The sequence below is a fragment of the Vibrio sp. Isolate30 genome (genome assembly GCF_022397975.1).
In the GTDB taxonomy this organism is placed as follows: domain Bacteria; phylum Pseudomonadota; class Gammaproteobacteria; order Enterobacterales; family Vibrionaceae; genus Vibrio; species Vibrio fortis.
This window is the reverse complement of sequence record NZ_JAKEUS010000001.1, coordinates 758,750-778,928: the sequence shown is the minus strand read 5'-3', so window position 1 is coordinate 778,928 and position 20,179 is coordinate 758,750. Positions and strand designations below refer to the sequence as shown.

Here is a 20,179-nt window from a genome sequence, read left to right as displayed (position 1 = left end):
TTCCTTATTCGAACGTCGGTACGTAGTCAGCCGCTTTTGGCAGTGATTTGATGATGCCTTTGTCGTACATGAATTGTGCGTAATCATCGTAGCGTTTCAGGTCAACCGCGGATGGACGAAGAGCGAAGCGAGTGAGAGTATCGTTCCATGCACGCTGGTTAAGCTCGTTGTTTAGTGTGTCTGGTGAGTAAGCTACAAACTCTTTCCAAGATTCAGTTGGGTGGTTCACAATGTAGGTCGTCGCTTGTTCAAGCGCTTTGTTGAATGCTTTGATCGCCGCTTCATCACGTTTGTTAGCATTCGCAACAAAAATTAGCTCATCGTAAGCTGGCACACCATGCTCTTCTGGGAAGAAGGCTTTTGCTTTGTAACCTTCAAGTGCTAACTGGTTTGTTTCAAAGTTACGTAGACCGCCCCAAATCGCATCTACTTTGCCAGAAGCCAGAGATGAAGAGAGTGCCCAACCCACATTGATGGTTTGAACGTCAGTAAAGGCAACATTTTCTTGCGCTAACATCGTGCCGATCGTCGCTTCTTCATTGCCTGCGATAGCGATACCGATCTTCTTGCCTTTTAGATCAGCTAACGAATCGTTCTTGCCGTTATCTAAAACCATTAGCGTGTTCAATGGTGTCGCGATAAGCGTAGATGCTCTCACTAACGGCAGTCCCGCAGCCACATCCATCGTCAGGCTCGGCTGATAAGTCACAGCAAGATCAACACGCCCTGCGGCCACAAGCTTAGCGGGTGTGCTTGGGTCCGCTGGCTCTTGAATTTCAACTTCTAAGCCTTGCTCTTCAAAGTAACCACGCTCATGAGCAATCACGATTGGGCCGTGGTTCGGGTTTACAAACCAATCAAGCATCAGTGTGACTTTTGTCTCATCCGCCATAACATGGCCAGAAACCAATGAAGCAATCAGTGCTGCCGCACCCATCAATTTTGTGTTTTTCACAGTTAACCTTTCCTTTTGAACTTTCTCGATTTTTATAGTGTGTTGGCGAGCAGAGTGTCAGCGTTACACCTATCTACCCTCGCCGTTTTTAAACTGGTTTAGCCTTTTAGCTCGATTGATATTTAGTGCTGGTTCTCCCAAGGGATCGCCTTTTTCAGTAACTTGTCAGTGATGAAGTAAAGAGAGATAGAGAGCACAGCCAAGATAAACAGCGCAGCGAACATTTCATCAATGATCATTCGTGCATTAGCTTGCAGCATTAGATACCCAAGCCCTTCACTCGAACCGACCCACTCGCCGACTACCGCGCCGATAGGTGCAATCACCACCGCCACACGTACACCCGACGCCAAGGTCGGCAATGCAGCCGGCAGTTGGATATGGCGAAGCCGTTGCCACTTAATCGCCCCCATCGTTTGAGCTAAGTCGAGGTAACCCCGAGGCGTATTACGCAAACCGTCGTAGCAACAAGTCGTCACGGGGAAAAAGATGATGATCGCCGCCATCACCACCTTGGAAGCAATGCCGTAACCAAGCCACAGCATCAAGACCGGAGCGATAGCAAACACAGGCACGGCTTGGCTGGCAATCAATATCGGTAACAACCAACGCTTTAAAGGCTCAAACAGCAGCATTTGCAATGCAAAGAACAGCCCCATTGAAAGGCCAAGTAGAAGCCCAAGTAGGATCTCTTGTGCAGTTACCCACGTGTGCTTGAGCAATACGTCATAGCGTTCAATTAGCTTGTTAAACACTTCCACAGGCGCTGGCAGAATAAAGCTCGGCATTTCAAACGCCACAACCACCAGTTGCCACAGGCCGAGTATGATTAACGTACTGATCACCACACGCAGCAATGGGCTTAAGGTTTTTGTGTTGTGAGCTGAAGAGGATTGCGGCTCGGTTAGCGTTTCAGAACTATTCATAGTCTTGCTCCAACTGCTCCAAGATCTGTTGCTGAATGCTGGCACATTGGCCGTCGATGATTCTAGGTGGCAGTGTTGTCGGCACTTTCAACGCTTGAGCTGAAGCAGGTGTTCCCTGCAGCACATAAAGATGATGAGCGAGTCGAACCGCCTCTTGTGGATCATGAGTAATCAAGACAACGGTCTTATCTTGCAGCAGATGAGCTGCTAACGTTTGCAGTTTGTGTCTTGTGACCGCATCTAACGCTGAAAACGGTTCATCCATCAACACGATCGGTTTGTCTTGCATCAGCGTACGCGCCAATGCCACTCGCTGACGCATACCACCAGACAATTGTTGCGGCATAGCGTGGGCGTATTCAGCAAGCCCAACGGATTCAAGCAACGACATTGCGCGCTGCTGAATCTGTTCACTGCTTTGTGAAATGCTCTCCATATCTCGCCAACCTTTGCCTGAGAAGCGTTGACTAAGACAAACGTTGTCAATCACCGACAACCAAGGCAACAAAAGGTCTTGTTGTGCCATATACGCGATTCGACCTTCCAATGGCTCACCGTCACTGGTGTATAACCCACCCTGCCACTCGATATTGTGACTCAGTAAACCAGCTAGATAACGAAGAATTGTGGTTTTTCCGCAACCGCTTCGTCCAAGCAATACCGTCCACTGCGCTGCCGCAACCGACAAGTTAAGACCTTGCAGTGTCGATCGTTCGTTATCGAGGTAGCGAATGCTGGCGTTGGTCAACTCAACGCCAAGAGGCTTATCGCACATCCGCATGGCCTGCGTAAAAATGATTCACTGGACCGTGACCTTGACCTACGTCCAATTGATCGGCATGCGCGATCGCCTCAGAGATATAGCGCTTACCTAACTCAACGGCTTGAGTAAGGTCATTACCTTGAGCAAGGTAAGACGCGATAGCCGAAGAGAGCGTACAGCCAGTACCGTGTGTGTTCTTGGTTGGGAATCGTTTTGCACTGATGAGGGTTGTTCTTGTAGGCAGAATCAGTAGGTCATTGCTGTTTTCGTCTTGCTCTAAATGCCCACCTTTCAACAACACCGCTTTCGCGCCTAATGTTCGAAGCTCTTCAACCATGTTTTGCATGTCAGCTTCGCTTTCAGGAACAGGTTTTCCTGTCAGTGCCGCACCCTCCGGCAAATTTGGGGTGATGATGTCAGCAAGTGGAATCAGCTCTTCTTTCAAAGTGCTGATCGCTGACTGCTCAAGCAGTAGATCGCCACTGGTCGCTACCATTACTGGGTCAATAACCAGATGCTTCGGTTGGAACTGCTTAACCTTATCCGCGACCACCTTGATGATGCTTGAATCGGCCAACATCCCAACTTTCACTGCAGCAACGTTAAGATCACTGAAAACAGCATCAAGCTGGCTAGAGACATGATCGAGAGGAATGGGGAAAATAGCAGAAACGCCCTGAGTGTTCTGAGACGTGATCGCAGTGATCACTGAACAAGCAAAGCTGCCTGTTGCAGACATCGCTTTAATATCAGCTTGAATACCTGCGCCGCCGCCACTGTCTGAACCCGCAATGGTTAATACAATAGGTGTGTCTGAAGGAATAGATTGAGTGTCGATTTTTGTGCTGGAATGCTGGGTCATGGTCGCTCCTACCATCGAAAAGACGCAGGAGAACCGCACTAAAACTGAGAAGAATAGGCACTAGAGATCGCAAAAATAGACATAACGAATCGAAGTACCGCATAGGTTTTAGTGTCAATAGTTCCCTACGCCAGTACTAACTGAATCAGGTTCAACGGGTCTCGAAATTCGATCTCAGCAAATACAAAACGATGTAGTTGCCCCCCGACTATTGCAGCCATACTAACAGCACTATCACGAGGGAGGTAATAATTTTGCAGATTATTATTTACCAAAGCGTGAACGAAAGCGTTTTCGGGCATAAAACCATCAGCTTTGGCGATAATATCTTGGAGCGTTAGTTTTACTCATTAAGTCTATGTGTGTGTCTATTCCCAGAACTTCCACCATTTTTGGCTGTTCTCTTCTCTTTTGGCTTGGCCTTGCTCTGAGCCTTTGCCTTCCTCTTTGCGAACTTGCTCTGCTTTCTTCTCTTTTTGTTTGTCGAGCCCAGATTTCTTATCTTTTAGTTTCTCTTTTAGGTCTTCAACTTCCTCTTGTTCAACCTCTAAATCTTCTATCTCATTCTCTAGCTTTTTCTTATCTTTTTTATTTTTAACTTTCTTAGCTTTTTTCTTTTTCTCTTCGATTAACTCTTCGAGTTCTTCATCGCGGTCCTCTATTTGCTTCTCAGCCTTTTCAAGGTCGGAGGACGACTTTATCTCTTCTAAGTTTGGTTTCCCTTTTCCCGCCCATTCTGGTTTTTCCGAAAAGGCGACTGGAGAAACACACATTAGAACGCTAACTAAAGAAATAATCTTAATTGGTCTCATAATCTACTCCTTTAAACGATACCAATTAACATTATATAACACTGGCTGATATCATCATGGAAATTGACCAACGAATAGATCTTAGGATATCCATTGAATACGCTAATTTACTGTTTAATCGCCGCAGCTCTGCTTCCCTATCTAGCGAAAATCCCGGTTGCTGTCGCTATGAACCGACTCGGTGGTTACGACAATAATCATCCGCGCGACCAGCAGGCGAAATTGCAGGGATTTGGAGCTCGTGCACTTGCCGCGCACCAAAATGCGTTTGAGTCTCTCATCGTATTTTCACCTGCGATACTTCTCGCCATAGCAACTGACACTGTCAACGAGAGCGTGCAGTTGTTTGCAATTCTCCATATCGGTTTTCGAGTGGCTTACCACATTTTGTATTTGGTCAATATTGGGGTTATGCGCTCGATCTGTTGGGCGGTTGCAATAGGCTGTTCGTTTTTGATTATGGGACAATGCTTGGTTAATTAATCAAAGATCACCAAACTGATTTCAAAGATCACGATCTATATAAGCTCGAAAATAGCCTACGTTCGCGTGTTAGGCATGCTGGACACAAAAAGACCTTATATCCTATAACTACGGACAGTTACGGATATAAGGTCTTTTTTAATTTATTTCGGCTAGTTTTCGTAACGTTGCATCTTCATGGTTGATGTATCAGCGCCAGCTAGGAAACCTTGAGCGGCAGAAGCACTCATGAAGCTTTCCATCGATGCATCCGCATCATCCAGCGATTCCCAATGCACAATCACGCGCCATGTATCACCATCCACTAGTCCAGATTCACGCTGAATAAATCCTGGTTGTTTTGACACGTAACCATCGGCAACGGCTTTATCAAGTTTTGCGAACTCTTGTGGATCGACACCGTCTTTAAGCTTGAATGAAGCCACTTCCACCACATAATCGTGCTCGAAACCGAATTTACCATTGTCGTTTTTCCACTCTTCGCGAGGCGGAATATTCTCGATCACATCCCAATGCTCAACGATCTTGCCGTTATCAAGACGGAACAAGTCATAGAAGGCGACGTCTTTATTCATAAACACGCCTTCGCTAATCGCAAGGACAAAGTTACCCTCACCCAAGATTTTGTGATTCTTTTTGTAAACCATTGGCATACCAGCTTTTGCTAACTCTCCAAGCGCTTTTCCTAATCCGCTTAGGCCATCTGCGACCATGGTGTTGTGTTGAAGATAAGCGTCATCTTCGTTGTCGATAAACTGGTTGATTTTAGACATGTCGCCTTGCATTAAAATGGTATTAACAAAGTCTGCAACAATGGCTTTATTGTCTTCTGTCTTATCAAGATTGGTTACTTTTGTTGGCCCATCTAGCTGAGTTCGGCCACTTGGATTTGGTTGGGTTGCTAGCTCGGCTAGGTTATCCCAATGTTCGACAATCTTTCCGTCTTCAAAACGAAACACATCAAAACCGACTTTAGGACCAAAGAAGTTATATTCCGTATGTAGAAAAACATAATCACCGTCTTGATAAGCGCGTTTTACATCGGCTTTTGCGCTACCTGCAGGAAGTGCCTTCATCACTTCACCAAAGCCCTCTAAACCATCGCCAACCGCTAAGTTGTGCTGCGTGTATTGGGTAGGATTAATATAACTAATTGCGTTGGCATCGCCGGTTTCAATACTTGATATCACCGCAACGGCCTTATCTTTGTTAGAAAGGTCATCGGTTTTCACCATGGAATCATTTGCGCATGCAGCGAGGCTCATCATACTCGCAGCAAGTACTGTGCGAGAAAAGAAAGAAGTAATTGGATATGTAATCATTTTGTTGCCCTCTCGTTTTTGTTATTAACAGCTTAATTGGGCAACTCTGAATGCGTTAGAGTGAAAATGGGCTAAATTATGGTGAATGTCGAACCTAAAGTACGGGAGTTCTGTATTTTTGACTAAACTGACTTGGAGTAAGCCCTGTTAAGTTCTTAAAATATTTTACAAAGTTACTGGCATCTTCAAATCCAAAGTCGTACGCCATTTGTTGGGATGGAGTGTGACTCACCACCAAGCGACGCTTGATCTCGATAATAGTAAATGCGTCGATCATCTGTTTCGCGGTCAACCCCGTCGCCAATTTACAAACGATATTGAGTGTCTTATAGGTGGTGTTGATCTGCTGAGCGTACCAGTTTGCATCTCTTATTTGGTGAAAGTGACTTTGCATTAATTCAAAAAAGCGTGCGAATCTAATGCTCTGCTCTTGAGTCAGTTTATCTTGCCTTATTTCAGGTCTTAATCGATGTAAAGAGAGAGCAAAGGCAGAGAACAGATACATCACGATTAAAGGCTCGCTGCCTTCTCTGTTGATTTCCTCGATCATTTGGCGAATAAAGATCAATGTTGGTGTTTGATCTTGAGCTTCTAGCTGCAACAAGGGCGAGTGCTGTTCATTGAGGTGCGTCGGCGTATAGTTTGGCAGCTTCATATTGGCATGCACTTGATCGAGAAACGCTTGGGTAAACAGTAAGATTTTCCCCTTTGGGCGATTGGAAAAATCAAAGCTATGAACCTGCTCTCTTTGCACGAAGAGAACCGAGCCTTGAACAAACGGATACTCTTCAAAATCCACCATGTGGTTTCCCGTTCCCTGTTCTATGTATATGATCCCAAAGAAGTTGATACGGTGAGCACGCTCCGGGCTATGGTCTAGCCTATCTTGTTCATATAAATCGGATAGCTCCATAATCTGCAGTTCGGCTTGATTCGATTGTTGATGACTAAAACCAACTTGAGGAATAGACAAAACCCACCACCTTTCTTTTTGATTCTATTTAACCGCAGAAATTCGCCTAACGGTTTTCAAAGACAACTTGATTAAAGTCGATCCAGCCATTAGTGAGAAGATCCATCGCATTCACTTTACGAGAGATTCTCATGTCCTGTGCGCATTGAAACAGAGGCATGTAAATCGCTTTTCGAATCAGTTCGCGTTCAATTCGCTGATACCCTTCAACACGCTGATTTTCATCAGGTTGAGCCAAATTATCAAACACTTGCTGCTCGAACCATAACTTTGACTGCTTATTCAGGCTAGCCGTCACAGTGTTGGTACACAACAACCACCCAAGCCATGAACTCTCTTTGTGTTCACCAAACACTTCACCAGAAACGATAATATCCGCTTTCGATTGTCGCTCTACTTGATCAAATTCAGGATATGGCAGCACAGTAAGGTTGGAATTTAAACCATGCTGACACAGTAGTTCAGTGATATTTTCAGCGGCTTCAATATGCCCAGGCAGCTGATAAGTTAACACCTCCAGCGGTACCTGATTTACGGAAGAGAAGTCCACTGCTTTTCCTAATTTTAAGGGTTCAAGGCTTGTCATCCCTGACGCTCGTCGATAAATCATAGTGTCTTTCACACCGTTCATCGGCAAAGATTGCAGCAACTGTTGGATGTATCGACGATGTTTTGCCAACTTCATCCATGCGTTGTTTTCACTGTTTAAACATGCGTAGATACAGCCCTCTTCCCACTGCTGTACTTGTGTGAATTCGTCGGCAATATCCGGGGCAGAGCTGCCATGCACTATATCGCAGTGCATTTGAAAGTCTTTTGCCGATAAACCCATATTCCAGATCTCGACACCATCTAACCAAGGTCGATAGCCGTGATAATGAGGAGATGCAGTAAGTAGCGTTCGGTAATCGGTTTGCTCGGCTAATCGAAATGCTCCACTTCCGACTATCGAACCGTCGCTGTTCAATTTGGAAACCGACAGCGCACCATGCGCCATCAACCTTGGCAGATAGTGAGACAAACGTTTAGATCGGATTAACAAGGTGCTCTCATCGACCACAGAAAAGTCATCAATGAGTAAGAACAGACCTCGACTCACCGAGTTTGACGAGATGATCGATTCAAAGGCCGCCTTCACATCAAATGCAGTAAGTGCTGAGCCGTCCCAAAACTTGAGTGACTTACGCAATCGAAGCTTAAGCGTATCACCAGTATGTTCCCAAGTTTGCGCTAAATCGCCTTCCAACTGGCCTGAGCCTCTATTAAAGCGAAGCAGCTTAGCGTAGAGGTAATCAGCGATATGTTGCTCGGTACGCCTTGATATTTCATAAGGTATCAAGCTGTGCGTCGCTCGATAAAATGGGATTTGGAGAATGTCTTGAGCGTTATCTTGCTGTTGATATTGACTAACGAACTCAGCAATAAACTGATCACGATCTTTGTTTCTGATTAGGTTCAATGCTTGATCGGCTTTCCCCTCATTCATCCAAAACTTCGCTTGTTCGATTAATGTGGTGTGTACCGACTCTTTGAGAAGAAGCTGAGGCAAGTTACCTCTGCCAACACCCGACTTCCAATCGATTATTGACTCTTCCACCAGCCTTTTGATGACTAGCTGAGCGTTACGACGCGTGCAGTTCAACGCTTTCGTAATGTCATCCAATGAAATCGTTGTCCACTTACCTATCTCAAATCCAAAATCTCGCAAAAATACCAAAGCTAACCAATAGCGCATAAAGGTGAAGTCCTAAAATTATATTTCTATTTTTCTTCATCTTTTATTTTCAAATAATAGCCGTGTTACCAAAAATAAAAAGGACATTTAGATGAATACGTTAGCCGAGTCTCATAGCTCCATCTGGAAGAATAGAACCTTCGTTACACTGTTTAGCAGTGCTCTGTTTGTGAGCTTCGCCAGCCAAATTTACACGCTTGCATTGCCGCTGTTAGTTTATGAACTCACCCGGTCTTCTGAATGGATGGGTTGGATGAGAGCCGTTGAGTTTCTGCCCAATCTATTACTGGCTCTGTTTATTGGCGTGTGGGTTGATCGCAGTGATAAAAAGCAGTGGTCGCTGACCATGTTGCTTGGTCAGGCTATGACGGTGTTTATCTCGTTCCTCGCGGTTGAGTTCCTTGCAGAGCCATTATGGGTTCTGTTTCCATGTGCGTTCTTGATGATGGCGTTTAACTACGGCTACCATAATGCGCGAATGTCGATTCAGAAAAGCGCGCTTTCCCATGAAACTCAGAATGTGGCGACAGCTCGAATGAGCTCCTTGGGTAGTTTTATGGAAACCGTTGGACCTGTGCTCTCAGGGGCCATTATGTTGCTGGCGACCATTCATAACGTCTTTATCGGCGTTGCGCTTCTGATGTTACTGGCGTTTTGGCAGCTTAAAAGACTCGACGTAAAAACACCCATCAACAAAGACAAACAAAGTACTTTCAGCGCCATAAAAGAGGGATGGCACGCACTACGCAATGAACATAACATGTGGTTAATTACCCTTGCTGTCATGGTCATCAACACAACAGGTGCCGTGTTCTGGATTCAGGCAATCTACTATGCCAAAGCAGATTTAGGATTGAATGCGGTTGGCGTCAGTTACCTCATCGTCGCTTCTGGCCTTGGTGGTCTCATTGGTGCATTCAGCGCTGATAAACTACGCAAGAGATGGGGGCTAGGATGGCTTCTCATTATCTCTATCGCACTCGAATCCATCGGGTTTGTTATTCCACTGGCAATGGAGAATCAAACAGCGTTAATTGCAGGGTTCTTTTGGGTGTCCGCTGTAGGGTTATATAGCAGCATCTGTATCTGGAGCTATCGCCAAGAAGCCTTCGATGTCAGCGTTCTAGGCCGAGTCAATGGCATTACAGGTTCATTGTTTAAGCTCTTAATGCCGATTGGTTTAGCAGGATCAGGGTATTTAACATCACTGATTGGTATTGAGTGGTTGTTCGTCGGATGCTTTATCACACAGCTACTGACTGCGTTTTGGTTGATGACGACCAGCGTCCGTTCTATCCGTTAATCGCAAAATAAGATACAAAAACGCCCAAAACGAAATCCGCTTTGGGTGTTAAACCTGTGAGTTCGCTAACAACCAGTGTTTTATTTAAACTGGCTTATCACAACGAACAAAAATGAAGTTTGGATTGTTTTTCAGGTGATTGTAACTAGCTTCATCCAATTCACGCACTCGCTCATCCACCTCACCTTCGGTTATCCTTGAAATCACTAACCCTGATGCAGCAATCGCATTGCAGATCTCAGTAAGTGAACGACGATAAAAGCTCACTTGCACAGGTTCGCCTATGGTATTCCACTCTTCTTGAATAAACTCACGACTAAAGTAGTTACCATTAATAGAGCATTCAAAGTCAGCAAATGGGTGATGAGTTGAGAAGACCATGTAACCGCCAGGCTTCAGAACCCTTTGCACTTCTTTAAATACTGGAGTGAGGTCTTCAATGTAATGCAGCACTAAGGGGCACACAATTACATCGATGCTCTGGTCAAGTTCATTGGGAAGCCCAATTGCAAGGTCTTGAGAATACGCGTTTATCTTTGAGCCGAAACGCTCTGTCACCAAGCTAACCATCTCTTCAGACAAATCGGTACAGGTCAACTCTGCGACTGACTGTTCCATAAACCACTGAGCGTACTCACCTGGACCACAACCTAAATCGAGTACCTTTAGACCTTTCACATCATCCAATAACGATAAAGTAGACGGGCGCTCTAACAGCGCGTTGTAGATATTGTCCTTAACCACTTCGGCATACTTGCTTGCATGCTTGGTATACATTTCTGACATAACTTTACCTTTATTGAACAAAAACATGAGCCTAGCATGAAACCTGCAAACTTGTTGTCCATGACATGAAGTTTGACCAATTTCTGACTAGGCTCAGCACAATTCAATAATGGTTTGTGTTATCGATGAACTTTAAACGCTTCAATCGCACTTTGAAGGTCGGAGCTTTGCTGGCTAACGATCTCAGTTGAACGTGTATTATCTGATACACCTTCAACGTTGGTGGTTGTCGTGTCTCGAATCACCACTATGTTCTGCGCGACTTCATTACACACCATGCTCTGCTCTTCTACAGCGGCTGCAATTTGAGTGCTGCTGTCCAAGATTTTCTGCATTTCATCCATTACAGCTTCAATCTGTTGATAAGCTACTTGTGAAGATTCAACACTGACTGTGCCTTTGGTACGACAACCTTTCATGGTCGACACAACTGCTTGAGTCTGGCTCTGAACTGAAGTGATGATGCTAGAGATCTCTTCTGTCGACGTCTGAGTTCGACTCGCGAGCGTTCTGACCTCGTCAGCTACGACTGCAAACCCACGACCTTGTTCACCAGCTCGTGCCGCTTCAATGGCAGCATTCAATGCTAGAAGGTTGGTCTGCTCAGCAATTTCGTGGATTACACCAATTACAGAGCTAATCTTTGAAGAAAGCTCTGACAGATGTTCAATTTCATTCTCAGCTGATTCCAACTCATTAGACAGCTCTGCCACCGTCTGCTTTGTGGTTTCAATTTCCACCAAGCCTTGTTGAGCAACTGTGAAACCTTTCTGTGTATTGCTTGCTGCATGCTCTGTCGTTGCCGCGACCTCTTTGATGGTTTCTCCCATCTCGGTGATCGCTGTTGCAACACTGTCCGTTTCAAGCTGTTGCTGCTGTAGTGAAAGCTCTGTTTGGTGGCTGTTGGATTTAAGCTGGATAGAAACGGCACCTAGGTTCTCAACACTGCTTTGTACCTGAGTAATCAGACTCTCAATACTCACAATCAGCTTGTTGGTACCCTTGGCAATATCACCGATTTCATCGTTCGATTCCGTAGCTCGTAGCGTTAAGTCATGGTCACGCGCAACTTGGCTGGTAATCCGATTTAGATTAGAGATACTGCGTTGAATGCTGTTGATCAAGGCGTAAGACAACAAAGCAAGAGCCACAACGACGATGGAAAGCGAGAACAAAATAAACTGGTTAATCGAGGACTGTGCAGAGTCGATCTCTTGCTCGAACTGTTTCTCGACACCTTTAAAGATCTTATAGATGTCGTTGTAGAGGTAGTCCGACTGAGCGATGATGCTGGCAGCTTTGGTTTCGTCAGCCCCGTAAATGGAGACCAATGATTCAAACCCTTGTTGGTATTGGGTTATTTCTTTCAGCAGCTTTGGCATGTCATCTACCACAACCTCAAGTTCAACAAGGTGGGCGAGCAAAGATTGTGAGAGAGTATTGAAATGATCATACTCCTTCGAAAACTGAGCAGACAAGCTGGTTTCTGATGAGTTCAAGAACTGAAGTTCTATCCTTTTCATGTCTTGAAGTGAAAGTTCTAAATCTTTCACTTCAATCAATGTTTTTTCTAGCTTTATTAGTTTTAAGTTACTGATTTTATTAATCAATACAATAACGACAAGCGCACTGATCGCTAGGCCAGTCAGGCCAAATAGTTTATGTCTTATTTTCATCAAGCAATTCCAAAGCAGCAATACCGACAGAAGCATCTATTATTTGTTTTGGTCGCTTCTATTAAAGACCACCTGGCCAAACTGTTACTACTTTATAAATTTCTTGTTACATTTGTTCAACCATTTAAAATTTGAATGTGTTTCATTTTTGAGAACAATGATAAATAAATGTTGATACTCCACATAACTTTCACTTTATTCGAGTTACTACTCAATTTTTAAGGTGGAAAATCAGACATTAAGTGAAACGAATTTTTTATAGATATGAATAAAAACCACTTGAGAGTTCAAGTGGTTTGAGGAATCTAAAACGTGTTTACATCTTCAGTTACTGATCTTCTAATCGGCTTTTAAACTCAAAGACTTTCTCAGCACAAACATCTACACAGCGACCACAGCTGATACAGTTCTGCGACATCACTCGTCTATCTCCTTCTTTCAAAGGCTGACGAAGTATCTCTGGCTCAGGACAAACGTAAAAACAGTCCATACACTTATCACAGTCTTCGCGGCGAACCGCTTTTACGCGAATCACGCTCTTACGGCCAATCACACCATACATAGCACCTAATGGACATAAATGACCACACCAACCGTGTTCAACAAGCAGCAAGTCGACGATAAACACCAAGGCAATTAGAATCCACCCTGCGCCCATGCCAAATACTAAACCTCGATGCAGAGTCGCAACTGGATCAAGCCAAGCCCATAGAACGGTCCCAGTTACAGCACTACCTACCAGCAAGACACCAATTAGCCAGTAACGGATTTGTGGCGACCAACGATAACTCGCTTTCAAGCCCATCTTTCTGCGAAGCCAAGCTGCTGCATCGGTAACAATGTTCATTGGGCAGACCCAACCACAGAAGAGGCGTGGCGCAACGATCAAATAGAAAGCAATCACTATCCCCGCGCCCGCAAGCACCGTGAGCTCAGGAATATGACCCGCTGCTATGGTCTGCATCACAATCAAGGGATCGCTCAAAGGCACCGTTCCTAAAAGCAGGCTCGATGATAGATTGCCTTGCAATATTCCCCACGTTGGGCCAGCGACAAAACAGACCATAACCGCGATTTGGCATAACCGTCTCAGAATAAGAAACCGATGTGCTCGCCACCAGCCTAAAGTCTCGGTCGCTTCTTTGCCTGCATTCTTTGCCAGATTCTTAGCCATTATAGATTCCCCTTCTTCAAGGAGTTCAGAGACTCAAGTGCATCAGTTGGAATCACATCTTCAACTGGTGCGTTGTTAAGATCTCTATCGACCTCTTCCCAACCTAACTGATAGTGTTCACCCAACTTACCCATGGCTAAGTTGGTCGGGATCACTTTGATCGCAGATACATCAAGAACACACGCTTGTTCACACTTACCACAACCAGTACAAGCATCAGAGTGAACGGTTGGTATCAACTTAGCATGGTAACCGGTTCGATCATTGCGAACGTGCTCTAACGTGATCGCCTTATCTATTAAAGGACAGACTCGATAACACACATCACAACGCAAACCTCGCCAGTTAAGGCAGTTCTCATGGTCGATTAATACCGCTGTCCCCATACGCGCATCATCGATGTCTTTAAGCAATGGATCTAACGCGCCAGTTGGGCATTCAACAACGCAAGGTATGTCTTCACACATCTCACAAGGAATATCACGAGCATTAAAATAAGGGGTGCCTGATGGCAATGGCGAAAGCAAAGTCGCTAGCTTTAAAGTGTCGTACGGACAAGCTTGAACACATAAGCCACACCTTACACAGGCTGATTCAAAGGCTTCACCTTCTAGAGCGCCAGGCGGCCTTACTGGCAGGCCGGTAGTGTCTCGTGCTTTACTTTGCATAGATTGCAGTCCTAGCACTGTCGCTGCGGCTCCAACTCCAGCGGCAGTTCTGGCGGTATCGCGCAGAAAACGGCGACGACCTTCGGAGAATTTTGGTTTTGATGACTTCATATACCACCCACTACGAGCGAAACACTAACAACTCTTGCTCGCTATTATTTGCTATCCATAGACTTCTCCTACGAACCCACTGAGTGAAAAGCTCATAGTCAATAATCTGAAGTATTTTGGATATCTATAAAGGATGGTATGAAAAAGCCATTGACTCAAATCAATGGCTTTTAATTAATACACAAAAGTAGTAGGGATATTTGTTAGCGAGATCACGCAAGGTATTCAGAAGTTAGAGAAAAAGATTAGCGCTCAATCAAGAATCATCCATTACACAATCTAGGATTTGATCGCGTTTTTGTTCCTCAGCACTAAGGCTAGAGCACCAAATAGCAGCTCACCAACCAAGTATAAATACATCACTAAGTTCGCCTCACCATCATTCAATAAGCCAACAACTCTTCCAAATGCCATTGCCAAAAGAACCACACCAACGAAAACCAACCCAAGATCCACATCATCTTTAAGCTTCACGATAAGAAACATCATCAGCCCAATTGCAAACTGCGCACCACCATAGGTCGCTCTAACATCTATCACAGCGGATGCTGGATTCAGCTCTACTCCTGTTATCCAATACGCCATCCCCGTGGGAATTAGAAGGAACAGTCCACCATATACGATAAAGAAAACAGCGGTGGCGTAAACCAGTATTTTTGACATTTCTAATCCTTTAGTTGTCCCAAAATTACCTGTATTGGATTTAAAACCTTAGTCCACTTACAACGAGGTCACACTGCTATTGGTATGTTTCTTCGCGCTTTTTCTCATCCATAGGAAAGGCTAAGTTCACAACTTTAGCTAACAAGATCCCACACGCTACACCACCAGCGTTAGCCGCTAAATCCAACCACTCTCCATAGCGATTCACATAAGGTTGGAGTATTTCAATCGCTCCACTCCAAACAACGAAGAAAAACGCAATCAACAACCAGTTCTTTGGCCTCGCCAGTGCGACAGAGAACGTTAATGCAGCATAAGCAATAAAGTGATGTGTTTTATCTGTACCCGGCACTGGCGGCAGGCTAGGAGCAGGAAGAAGAGAAAGAATGGTGACAGCAACCAAGACTAACAAGGTAATTGCCAACCAATATTTTTGAACTAAGCCGATCAGACGACGCATGTTTATCCTTACTTACAAAGCACGACAACTTATAAAGCTTTGAATCATATGCATGATTGTGCTGTATCACAATGATCTAGTTTCAGTAGAGACAAAAAAGAGCCGCTAAAAAGCGGCTCTTGATTTTCAAACTATTTGATTTCGTTCAGATTACTCTTTACCGAATACGTTGTTCTCTTGCTCTTGTACACGGATGAAAGTCGTACGCTTAGTTAGCTCTTTAAGCTTTGCTGCGCCTACGTATGTACAAGTTGAACGTACACCACCAAGGATGTCAGAGATAGTGCCGTGAACAGAACCACGGAATGGAAGTAAAACAGTCTTACCTTCAGCTGCACGGTACTTAGCAACACCACCTGAGTGCTTGTCCATAGCCGACTGAGAAGACATGCCGTAAAATTTCATGAACTTCTTACCGTCTTGCTCTACTACTTCACCGCCTGACTCTTCGTGGCCCGCTAGCATGCCGCCTAGCATTACGAAGTCTGCGCCGCCGCCGAATGCTTTTGCAACGTCACCTGCACATGAACAACCACCGTCGCCGATGATCATGCCGCCTAGGCCGTGTGCTGCGTCACCACACTCGATGATTGCAGAAAGCTGAGGGTAACCAACACCTGTTTTAACACGTGTCGTACATACAGAACCTGGGCCGATACCAACTTTAACGATATCAGCACCCGCTAGGATTAGCTCTTCACACATGTCACCTGTTACAACGTTACCTGCAGAGATAACTTTGTTCGGGAATTCAGCGCGTACCTTTTGAACGTACTCTACTAGGTGCTCTGAGTAGCCGTTTGCGATATCAATACAGATGAAGATTAGCTCTTCAGATAGCGCCATGATCTCTTTTGTTTTTTCGAAATCAGCGTCAGAAGTACCTGTTGATACAAAAACATTGTTTAGCGTCTTCTTGTCTGCTGATTTAACGAAGTCAGCCCACTGCTCTACTGTGTAGTGTTTGTGTACAGCTGTCATTACTTCGTGCTCTGCAAGAGCCGCTGCCATTTCAAAACTTGCAACAGAATCCATGTTTGCTGCAATAACAGGAGTACCAGCCCATTGACGACCGCTATGCTTGAATGTAAACTCGCGGGTTAAATTTACTTGAGAACGACTTTTTAGTGTTGAACGCTTCGGGCGAAACAGTACATCTTTAAAGCCTAACTTAAGTTCTTGTTCGATACGCATGGTGTTTTTCCTTGATTCATAAATGTATGTGTCACTCGCATGGTGCGTTGTAAAGTCGTTGGCAGACGAGTTTACTTTTCTTCGGACACAAAAAAACCGGAGCGTTGGCAGACGCTCCGGTTTTCAGCATTATAGGTCGTGATTTATTAACAGCAAGTCTGATATTTCATTTTTTTTTATGCTATCCTTCCAAAGATTCCATATCCGGATTCCCCTCTCCTTCCCTATTTTTCAGCTATTTACTTAGATATTAACGACTTAAGCGCACAGCGTGACGCAAACTCACGCAACATTTGCGCAAACGTTTTCCACCCATCTACTACCACTTTGTCGTTTTATTCGTATTTCTGAGAGAAAAGTGTGTGGTTTGGCTCATTTTTCTATCAACAATTTCAGCTCAGAAAATCATAATTTTTCGATTTTTTAGTTTGAGTGCCTAAAAAAACACCGCTACGAGATAATATTGAGTGTTGCAAAGATCAAATGCTGTCACGCTGTAGACAAATGTTGCGAGCCAAACCGTCTAAAATCAGGTATAAGTTGCTTATTGAAGATGCTCTTTATTCTAAACAAGAGCGCATTGAATGGCTTACAAGGATGTTAGTTATGAAGAAAACTCTCCCTCTACTCGCGCTTCTATGTATCAGTGGCACAGCCTTAGCACAGAATGGCCCTGGCTCTTTTTATACCAATTTAGGTGCAACAGCGATTTCTGATGGTTCAGACTCTGAAACAGCCTACTTCGCTCAATTAGGCTATAACTATTACCTGTCACCTATGGTGTCGCTTGATTTCAGCTTTGGTCACACCGCGACGCTAGATAGCACTGTGACGTCAGAATCTGACGGTTTTGCTTCCAAGTACAACTCTTACAGTGCTGGATTAAAATTGGAGCAGAGTTTCGGTGGGTTTAACCTATATGGTTCGGGTGGTGCGAGTTACATCGACTCAGAAGTCACTCGTTGGGATGCCGTGAACAGCGTGTCCAAAACCACCACAGACAGCAGCATTCAGCCTTATGCAAGCACAGGTATTACTTTTGCTTTGATGGGTTCACCGCTAGTTTTAGATACCGGTATTAGCTACCAATGGCTACCAAGTGGTGAAGGTGCGGCTTCAGTTTATGGCGGCGCATACTTAAATTTCTAAAAGTTAATCGAATTCGCTAAAACGACAAAGGCACGCATAACCGCGTGCCTTTTTCTTTTATTAGCCTGTTCCACGACACTTATTGACGAGCCACCAGCGCTTCTGCAGTAGCATCTTGAATAGAAAGGAACAGTGATGTTACTTGGCCTGTCGGAGAGCGCATTGGGTTTAGCGTGACGTTCTGATACATAAAGTCAGCTTGCTGCGTTACAGGGCGTACGTTACGACACTTAAACAAGTATGGACGCTGTTGCCATGTAATAAAACTGCGACAACCAAGATCGTAAACAGGTTTGGTTTTTAGTCGAAACCACTCTTCCGGTATCTCAGGGAACAGTTCGAAGATCGACTTACCGATCGCATCGTGTGACTGCTTGCCGCTGTGGTGTGTCATAAATCCATTCCAAACTTGCACGTTGAAATCACGGTCAATCACGACAAGTCCCATGTCGACATTTTGAACCATATCAACCATCCAATGGAACTGTTCAAACTCTGCAGGTAACTGAAGCATAATTAGAACTCCTCCATTAAATAAGCAAGCTTGTTATCAAGCAATGGCAATGATTCATCAACAAACATGAACAGCAGATCACAGCGAATCGAGGTGCCCTCTATGTTGTAGCTCACCTCGAAGGTCATGGTCTTTTTGAACGACCCACTGGTATTAGCGATAACAGAATCAATCGGAATATGCTGACCAAGCAGCACAGGTGAGCTTTGGAAGAAACGCACTTCCGACTGCGCACCTAGTCCATTGAGGAAAGAGCCAACCAGAATATTAGATACATCCATCAGCAGCTCTAACTCTTCGAGCTCTTCACTGTCTGTCGGTACCTTCATCAGTTTCTTCAGGTCATTTACGCTGGAATCACTAAGTAAAACTAACGCCTCACCAGCTATACCTTCACCACTAAAGCCTTGGCATACACCCGATACCTGGTCGTTATCAGCCAGATCGCGCAATGCCATATGAAGTTCGCTAACTTCGAAGATATTCACGTTCGGCAATGGCAGATGAACGAATACATCAAAGTGACGCGCTAACGCATCCGCAGCTCGACCAATCGCCACGTTAGCGACTTCCATATAGATATCGCGTCTACGCAGAATAGGAAGCTCTAGCGGGGCTGGTGTCACTAATTGCGGCTGTTTTGGTGGATCGACCAACTCACGCAGGATTGCCTTAAGAGCATCTTGATCAATCGGCTTTTGTAAGAAGGCTTTTGCCCCAAGATCCATGACCTTTTGTTTGGCTTTTGGCTGAATATCGCCAGACACAACCACCACAGGAGTTGTGTCACCCAAACGTTGCATCTCTTCTAATGTTCCATAACCATCCAACTCTGGCATGGTGAGGTCAAGGAACATTAATTTAAACTGATTACTCGCTAATTCTTCGAGCGCATTCAATCCGTGCACGGCGAAAGTTATGTCCGCATTTAACGAAGGCGGCAGAGAGCGCGCCATCTGTTTGCGGGCTAAGGCAGAATCATCACATATAAGAACTGGAAACGACATTAATGTACCACCAATGATTGAAGCGAATATGAGCGAGTGTAACAGATTCTTATAGTATCAGGTACGGGGGCAATCTATTAATATGGTGATTATTGACTAGATAAATACAAGTTTTTTCAATGTTTGAGAAGTGAAGATATGCAGTCAGAAACCCTTAATAACAAAGGGTTTCTTAATAAATGCTCAAAGATTATCCAAATACTCCACCCCACCGATAAGGTTTGATAAATCCGGCGTCAAATCTCTCAATAGAAACGAGTAATAGAACTTAGCTACAGCTGGTAACTAGGCCATAAAATGAGTAAGGCAAAGCGCAAAATCACAGCAAGCACCAACAGTGCAATGCCTAAACGGTACCACTTGTATTCAGAGACACTCATAGGGATACGCTTGTAAAACATCGTAATCACCCCTTTCCAATCGGAACTGCGCTTGCCATATTGCATCACGCTCGTCAGTACAAAGAGAGCACCCAGCACCAACATCCCTTTCTCGGCCCAAAACAACCCTACTTCCATTTGTACAACCTCTTTCCTTGGATTCTCACTACAGTGTAATCAGCTTAGGCAAGGGTTTCTGTACGACGTTGGTCTAAATGGTGTAACTGCTTAAGCCTTGATTCAGGTCACACTAATTATCAAAG

Annotated in this window: 20 protein-coding genes, 1 pseudogene and 1 riboswitch; of the genes and pseudogenes, 3 read left to right on the top strand and 18 right to left on the bottom strand. The window is 44.7% G+C overall.

The features are described 5' to 3' along the window. Positions 1-4: 4 nt before the first annotated feature. From L1D60_RS03440 to L1D60_RS03420, 5 genes are all read right to left on the bottom strand, one after another. Positions 5-955 carry an ABC transporter substrate-binding protein gene (locus L1D60_RS03440; protein WP_239839751.1) on the bottom strand — a complete coding sequence of 317 codons (951 nt, stop codon included), beginning with the start codon at positions 953-955 and terminating at the stop codon, positions 5-7. 122 nt (positions 956-1,077) lie between these two features. Continuing rightward, entirely contained in the window at positions 1,078-1,881 is an 804-nt protein-coding gene (locus L1D60_RS03435) for an ABC transporter permease (protein ID WP_239839750.1), read from the bottom strand. Continuing rightward, the gene (locus tag L1D60_RS03430; protein ID WP_239839749.1) at positions 1,874-2,656 is read right to left on the bottom strand and encodes an ATP-binding cassette domain-containing protein; all 783 of its coding nucleotides are present in this window, start codon (positions 2,654-2,656) and stop codon (positions 1,874-1,876) included. The genes L1D60_RS03435 and L1D60_RS03430 overlap by 8 nt, the downstream gene beginning before the upstream one ends. Beyond that, positions 2,646-3,506, bottom strand: coding sequence for a bifunctional hydroxymethylpyrimidine kinase/phosphomethylpyrimidine kinase (gene thiD / locus L1D60_RS03425; protein WP_239839748.1), 861 nt, complete (start codon positions 3,504-3,506; stop codon positions 2,646-2,648). The genes L1D60_RS03430 and thiD overlap by 11 nt, the downstream gene beginning before the upstream one ends. A 105-nt stretch (positions 3,507-3,611) precedes the next feature. Beyond that, a riboswitch (TPP riboswitch) is annotated at positions 3,612-3,723 on the bottom strand. A 151-nt stretch (positions 3,724-3,874) separates the two neighbouring features. Beyond that, the gene (locus tag L1D60_RS03420) at positions 3,875-4,318 is read right to left on the bottom strand and encodes a hypothetical protein (protein WP_239839747.1); all 444 of its coding nucleotides are present in this window, start codon (positions 4,316-4,318) and stop codon (positions 3,875-3,877) included. A gap of 93 nt (positions 4,319-4,411) precedes the next feature. Here L1D60_RS03420 and L1D60_RS03415 point away from each other — a divergent pair, with 93 nt between their 5' ends. After that, complete coding sequence (locus L1D60_RS03415; RefSeq protein WP_239839746.1) at positions 4,412-4,801, top strand: MAPEG family protein; 390 nt, start codon at positions 4,412-4,414, stop codon at positions 4,799-4,801. A 446-nt stretch (positions 4,802-5,247) separates the two neighbouring features. Here the strand turns inward: L1D60_RS03415 and L1D60_RS03410 are convergent. The 3 genes and pseudogenes from L1D60_RS03410 to L1D60_RS03400 all read right to left on the bottom strand — a co-directional run. Beyond that, a pseudogene (locus tag L1D60_RS03410) lies at positions 5,248-6,123 on the bottom strand (nuclear transport factor 2 family protein); the annotation flags it as partial. A 94-nt stretch (positions 6,124-6,217) separates the two neighbouring features. Beyond that, entirely contained in the window at positions 6,218-7,096 is an 879-nt protein-coding gene (locus L1D60_RS03405; RefSeq protein ID WP_239839745.1) for a helix-turn-helix transcriptional regulator, read from the bottom strand. Between the two features lie 46 nt (positions 7,097-7,142). After that, on the bottom strand, positions 7,143-8,831 hold the full coding sequence (locus L1D60_RS03400) for an ABC transporter substrate-binding protein (RefSeq protein ID WP_239839744.1): 1,689 nt from the start codon (positions 8,829-8,831) through the stop codon (positions 7,143-7,145). A gap of 91 nt (positions 8,832-8,922) precedes the next feature. On the opposite strand from L1D60_RS03400, the gene L1D60_RS03395 reads away from it, so the two are divergent. Next, complete coding sequence (locus L1D60_RS03395; RefSeq protein WP_239839743.1) at positions 8,923-10,134, top strand: MFS transporter; 1,212 nt, start codon at positions 8,923-8,925, stop codon at positions 10,132-10,134. 84 nt (positions 10,135-10,218) lie between these two features. Here the strand turns inward: L1D60_RS03395 and L1D60_RS03390 are convergent, their stop codons facing one another. The 7 genes from L1D60_RS03390 to L1D60_RS03360 form a co-directional block, all read right to left on the bottom strand. Next, positions 10,219-10,920, bottom strand: a complete 702-nt coding sequence (locus L1D60_RS03390) for a class I SAM-dependent methyltransferase (protein ID WP_239839742.1) — start codon at positions 10,918-10,920, stop codon at positions 10,219-10,221. Between the two features lie 119 nt (positions 10,921-11,039). Further along, on the bottom strand, positions 11,040-12,596 hold the full coding sequence (locus L1D60_RS03385) for a methyl-accepting chemotaxis protein (protein WP_239839741.1): 1,557 nt from the start codon (positions 12,594-12,596) through the stop codon (positions 11,040-11,042). Between the two features lie 328 nt (positions 12,597-12,924). Then, entirely contained in the window at positions 12,925-13,770 is an 846-nt protein-coding gene (gene napH / locus L1D60_RS03380; RefSeq protein ID WP_239839740.1) for a quinol dehydrogenase ferredoxin subunit NapH, read from the bottom strand. Next, positions 13,770-14,549: a ferredoxin-type protein NapG gene (napG, locus tag L1D60_RS03375; protein ID WP_150870166.1), complete on the bottom strand. Its 780-nt coding sequence runs from the start codon at positions 14,547-14,549 to the stop codon at positions 13,770-13,772. Before napG ends, napH begins: the two co-directional genes overlap by 1 nt. Before the next feature lie 279 nt (positions 14,550-14,828). Further along, positions 14,829-15,212: a DUF4345 domain-containing protein gene (locus tag L1D60_RS03370; RefSeq protein WP_239839739.1), complete on the bottom strand. Its 384-nt coding sequence runs from the start codon at positions 15,210-15,212 to the stop codon at positions 14,829-14,831. Positions 15,213-15,288: 76 nt separating this feature from the next. Then, positions 15,289-15,672: a VanZ family protein gene (locus L1D60_RS03365; RefSeq protein WP_239839738.1), complete on the bottom strand. Its 384-nt coding sequence runs from the start codon at positions 15,670-15,672 to the stop codon at positions 15,289-15,291. Positions 15,673-15,822: 150 nt separating this feature from the next. Next, entirely contained in the window at positions 15,823-16,866 is a 1,044-nt protein-coding gene (locus tag L1D60_RS03360) for a GMP reductase (protein ID WP_032552837.1), read from the bottom strand. Positions 16,867-17,472: 606 nt separating this feature from the next. Here L1D60_RS03360 and L1D60_RS03355 point away from each other — a divergent pair. Further along, positions 17,473-18,015, top strand: a complete 543-nt coding sequence (locus L1D60_RS03355; protein ID WP_239839737.1) for an outer membrane beta-barrel protein — start codon at positions 17,473-17,475, stop codon at positions 18,013-18,015. A 79-nt stretch (positions 18,016-18,094) separates the two neighbouring features. Here the strand turns inward: L1D60_RS03355 and L1D60_RS03350 are convergent, their stop codons facing one another. From L1D60_RS03350 to L1D60_RS03340, 3 genes are all read right to left on the bottom strand, one after another. Next, positions 18,095-18,529 (bottom strand): PAS domain-containing protein, encoded by a 435-nt coding sequence (locus L1D60_RS03350; RefSeq protein WP_032552840.1) that lies wholly within the window; start codon positions 18,527-18,529, stop codon positions 18,095-18,097. 2 nt (positions 18,530-18,531) lie between these two features. Next, entirely contained in the window at positions 18,532-19,536 is a 1,005-nt protein-coding gene (locus tag L1D60_RS03345; RefSeq protein WP_239839736.1) for a response regulator, read from the bottom strand. A 272-nt stretch (positions 19,537-19,808) separates the two neighbouring features. Continuing rightward, positions 19,809-20,054 carry a hypothetical protein gene (locus L1D60_RS03340; protein ID WP_239839735.1) on the bottom strand — a complete coding sequence of 82 codons (246 nt, stop codon included), beginning with the start codon at positions 20,052-20,054 and terminating at the stop codon, positions 19,809-19,811. Between the last annotated feature and the right edge of the window lie 125 nt (positions 20,055-20,179).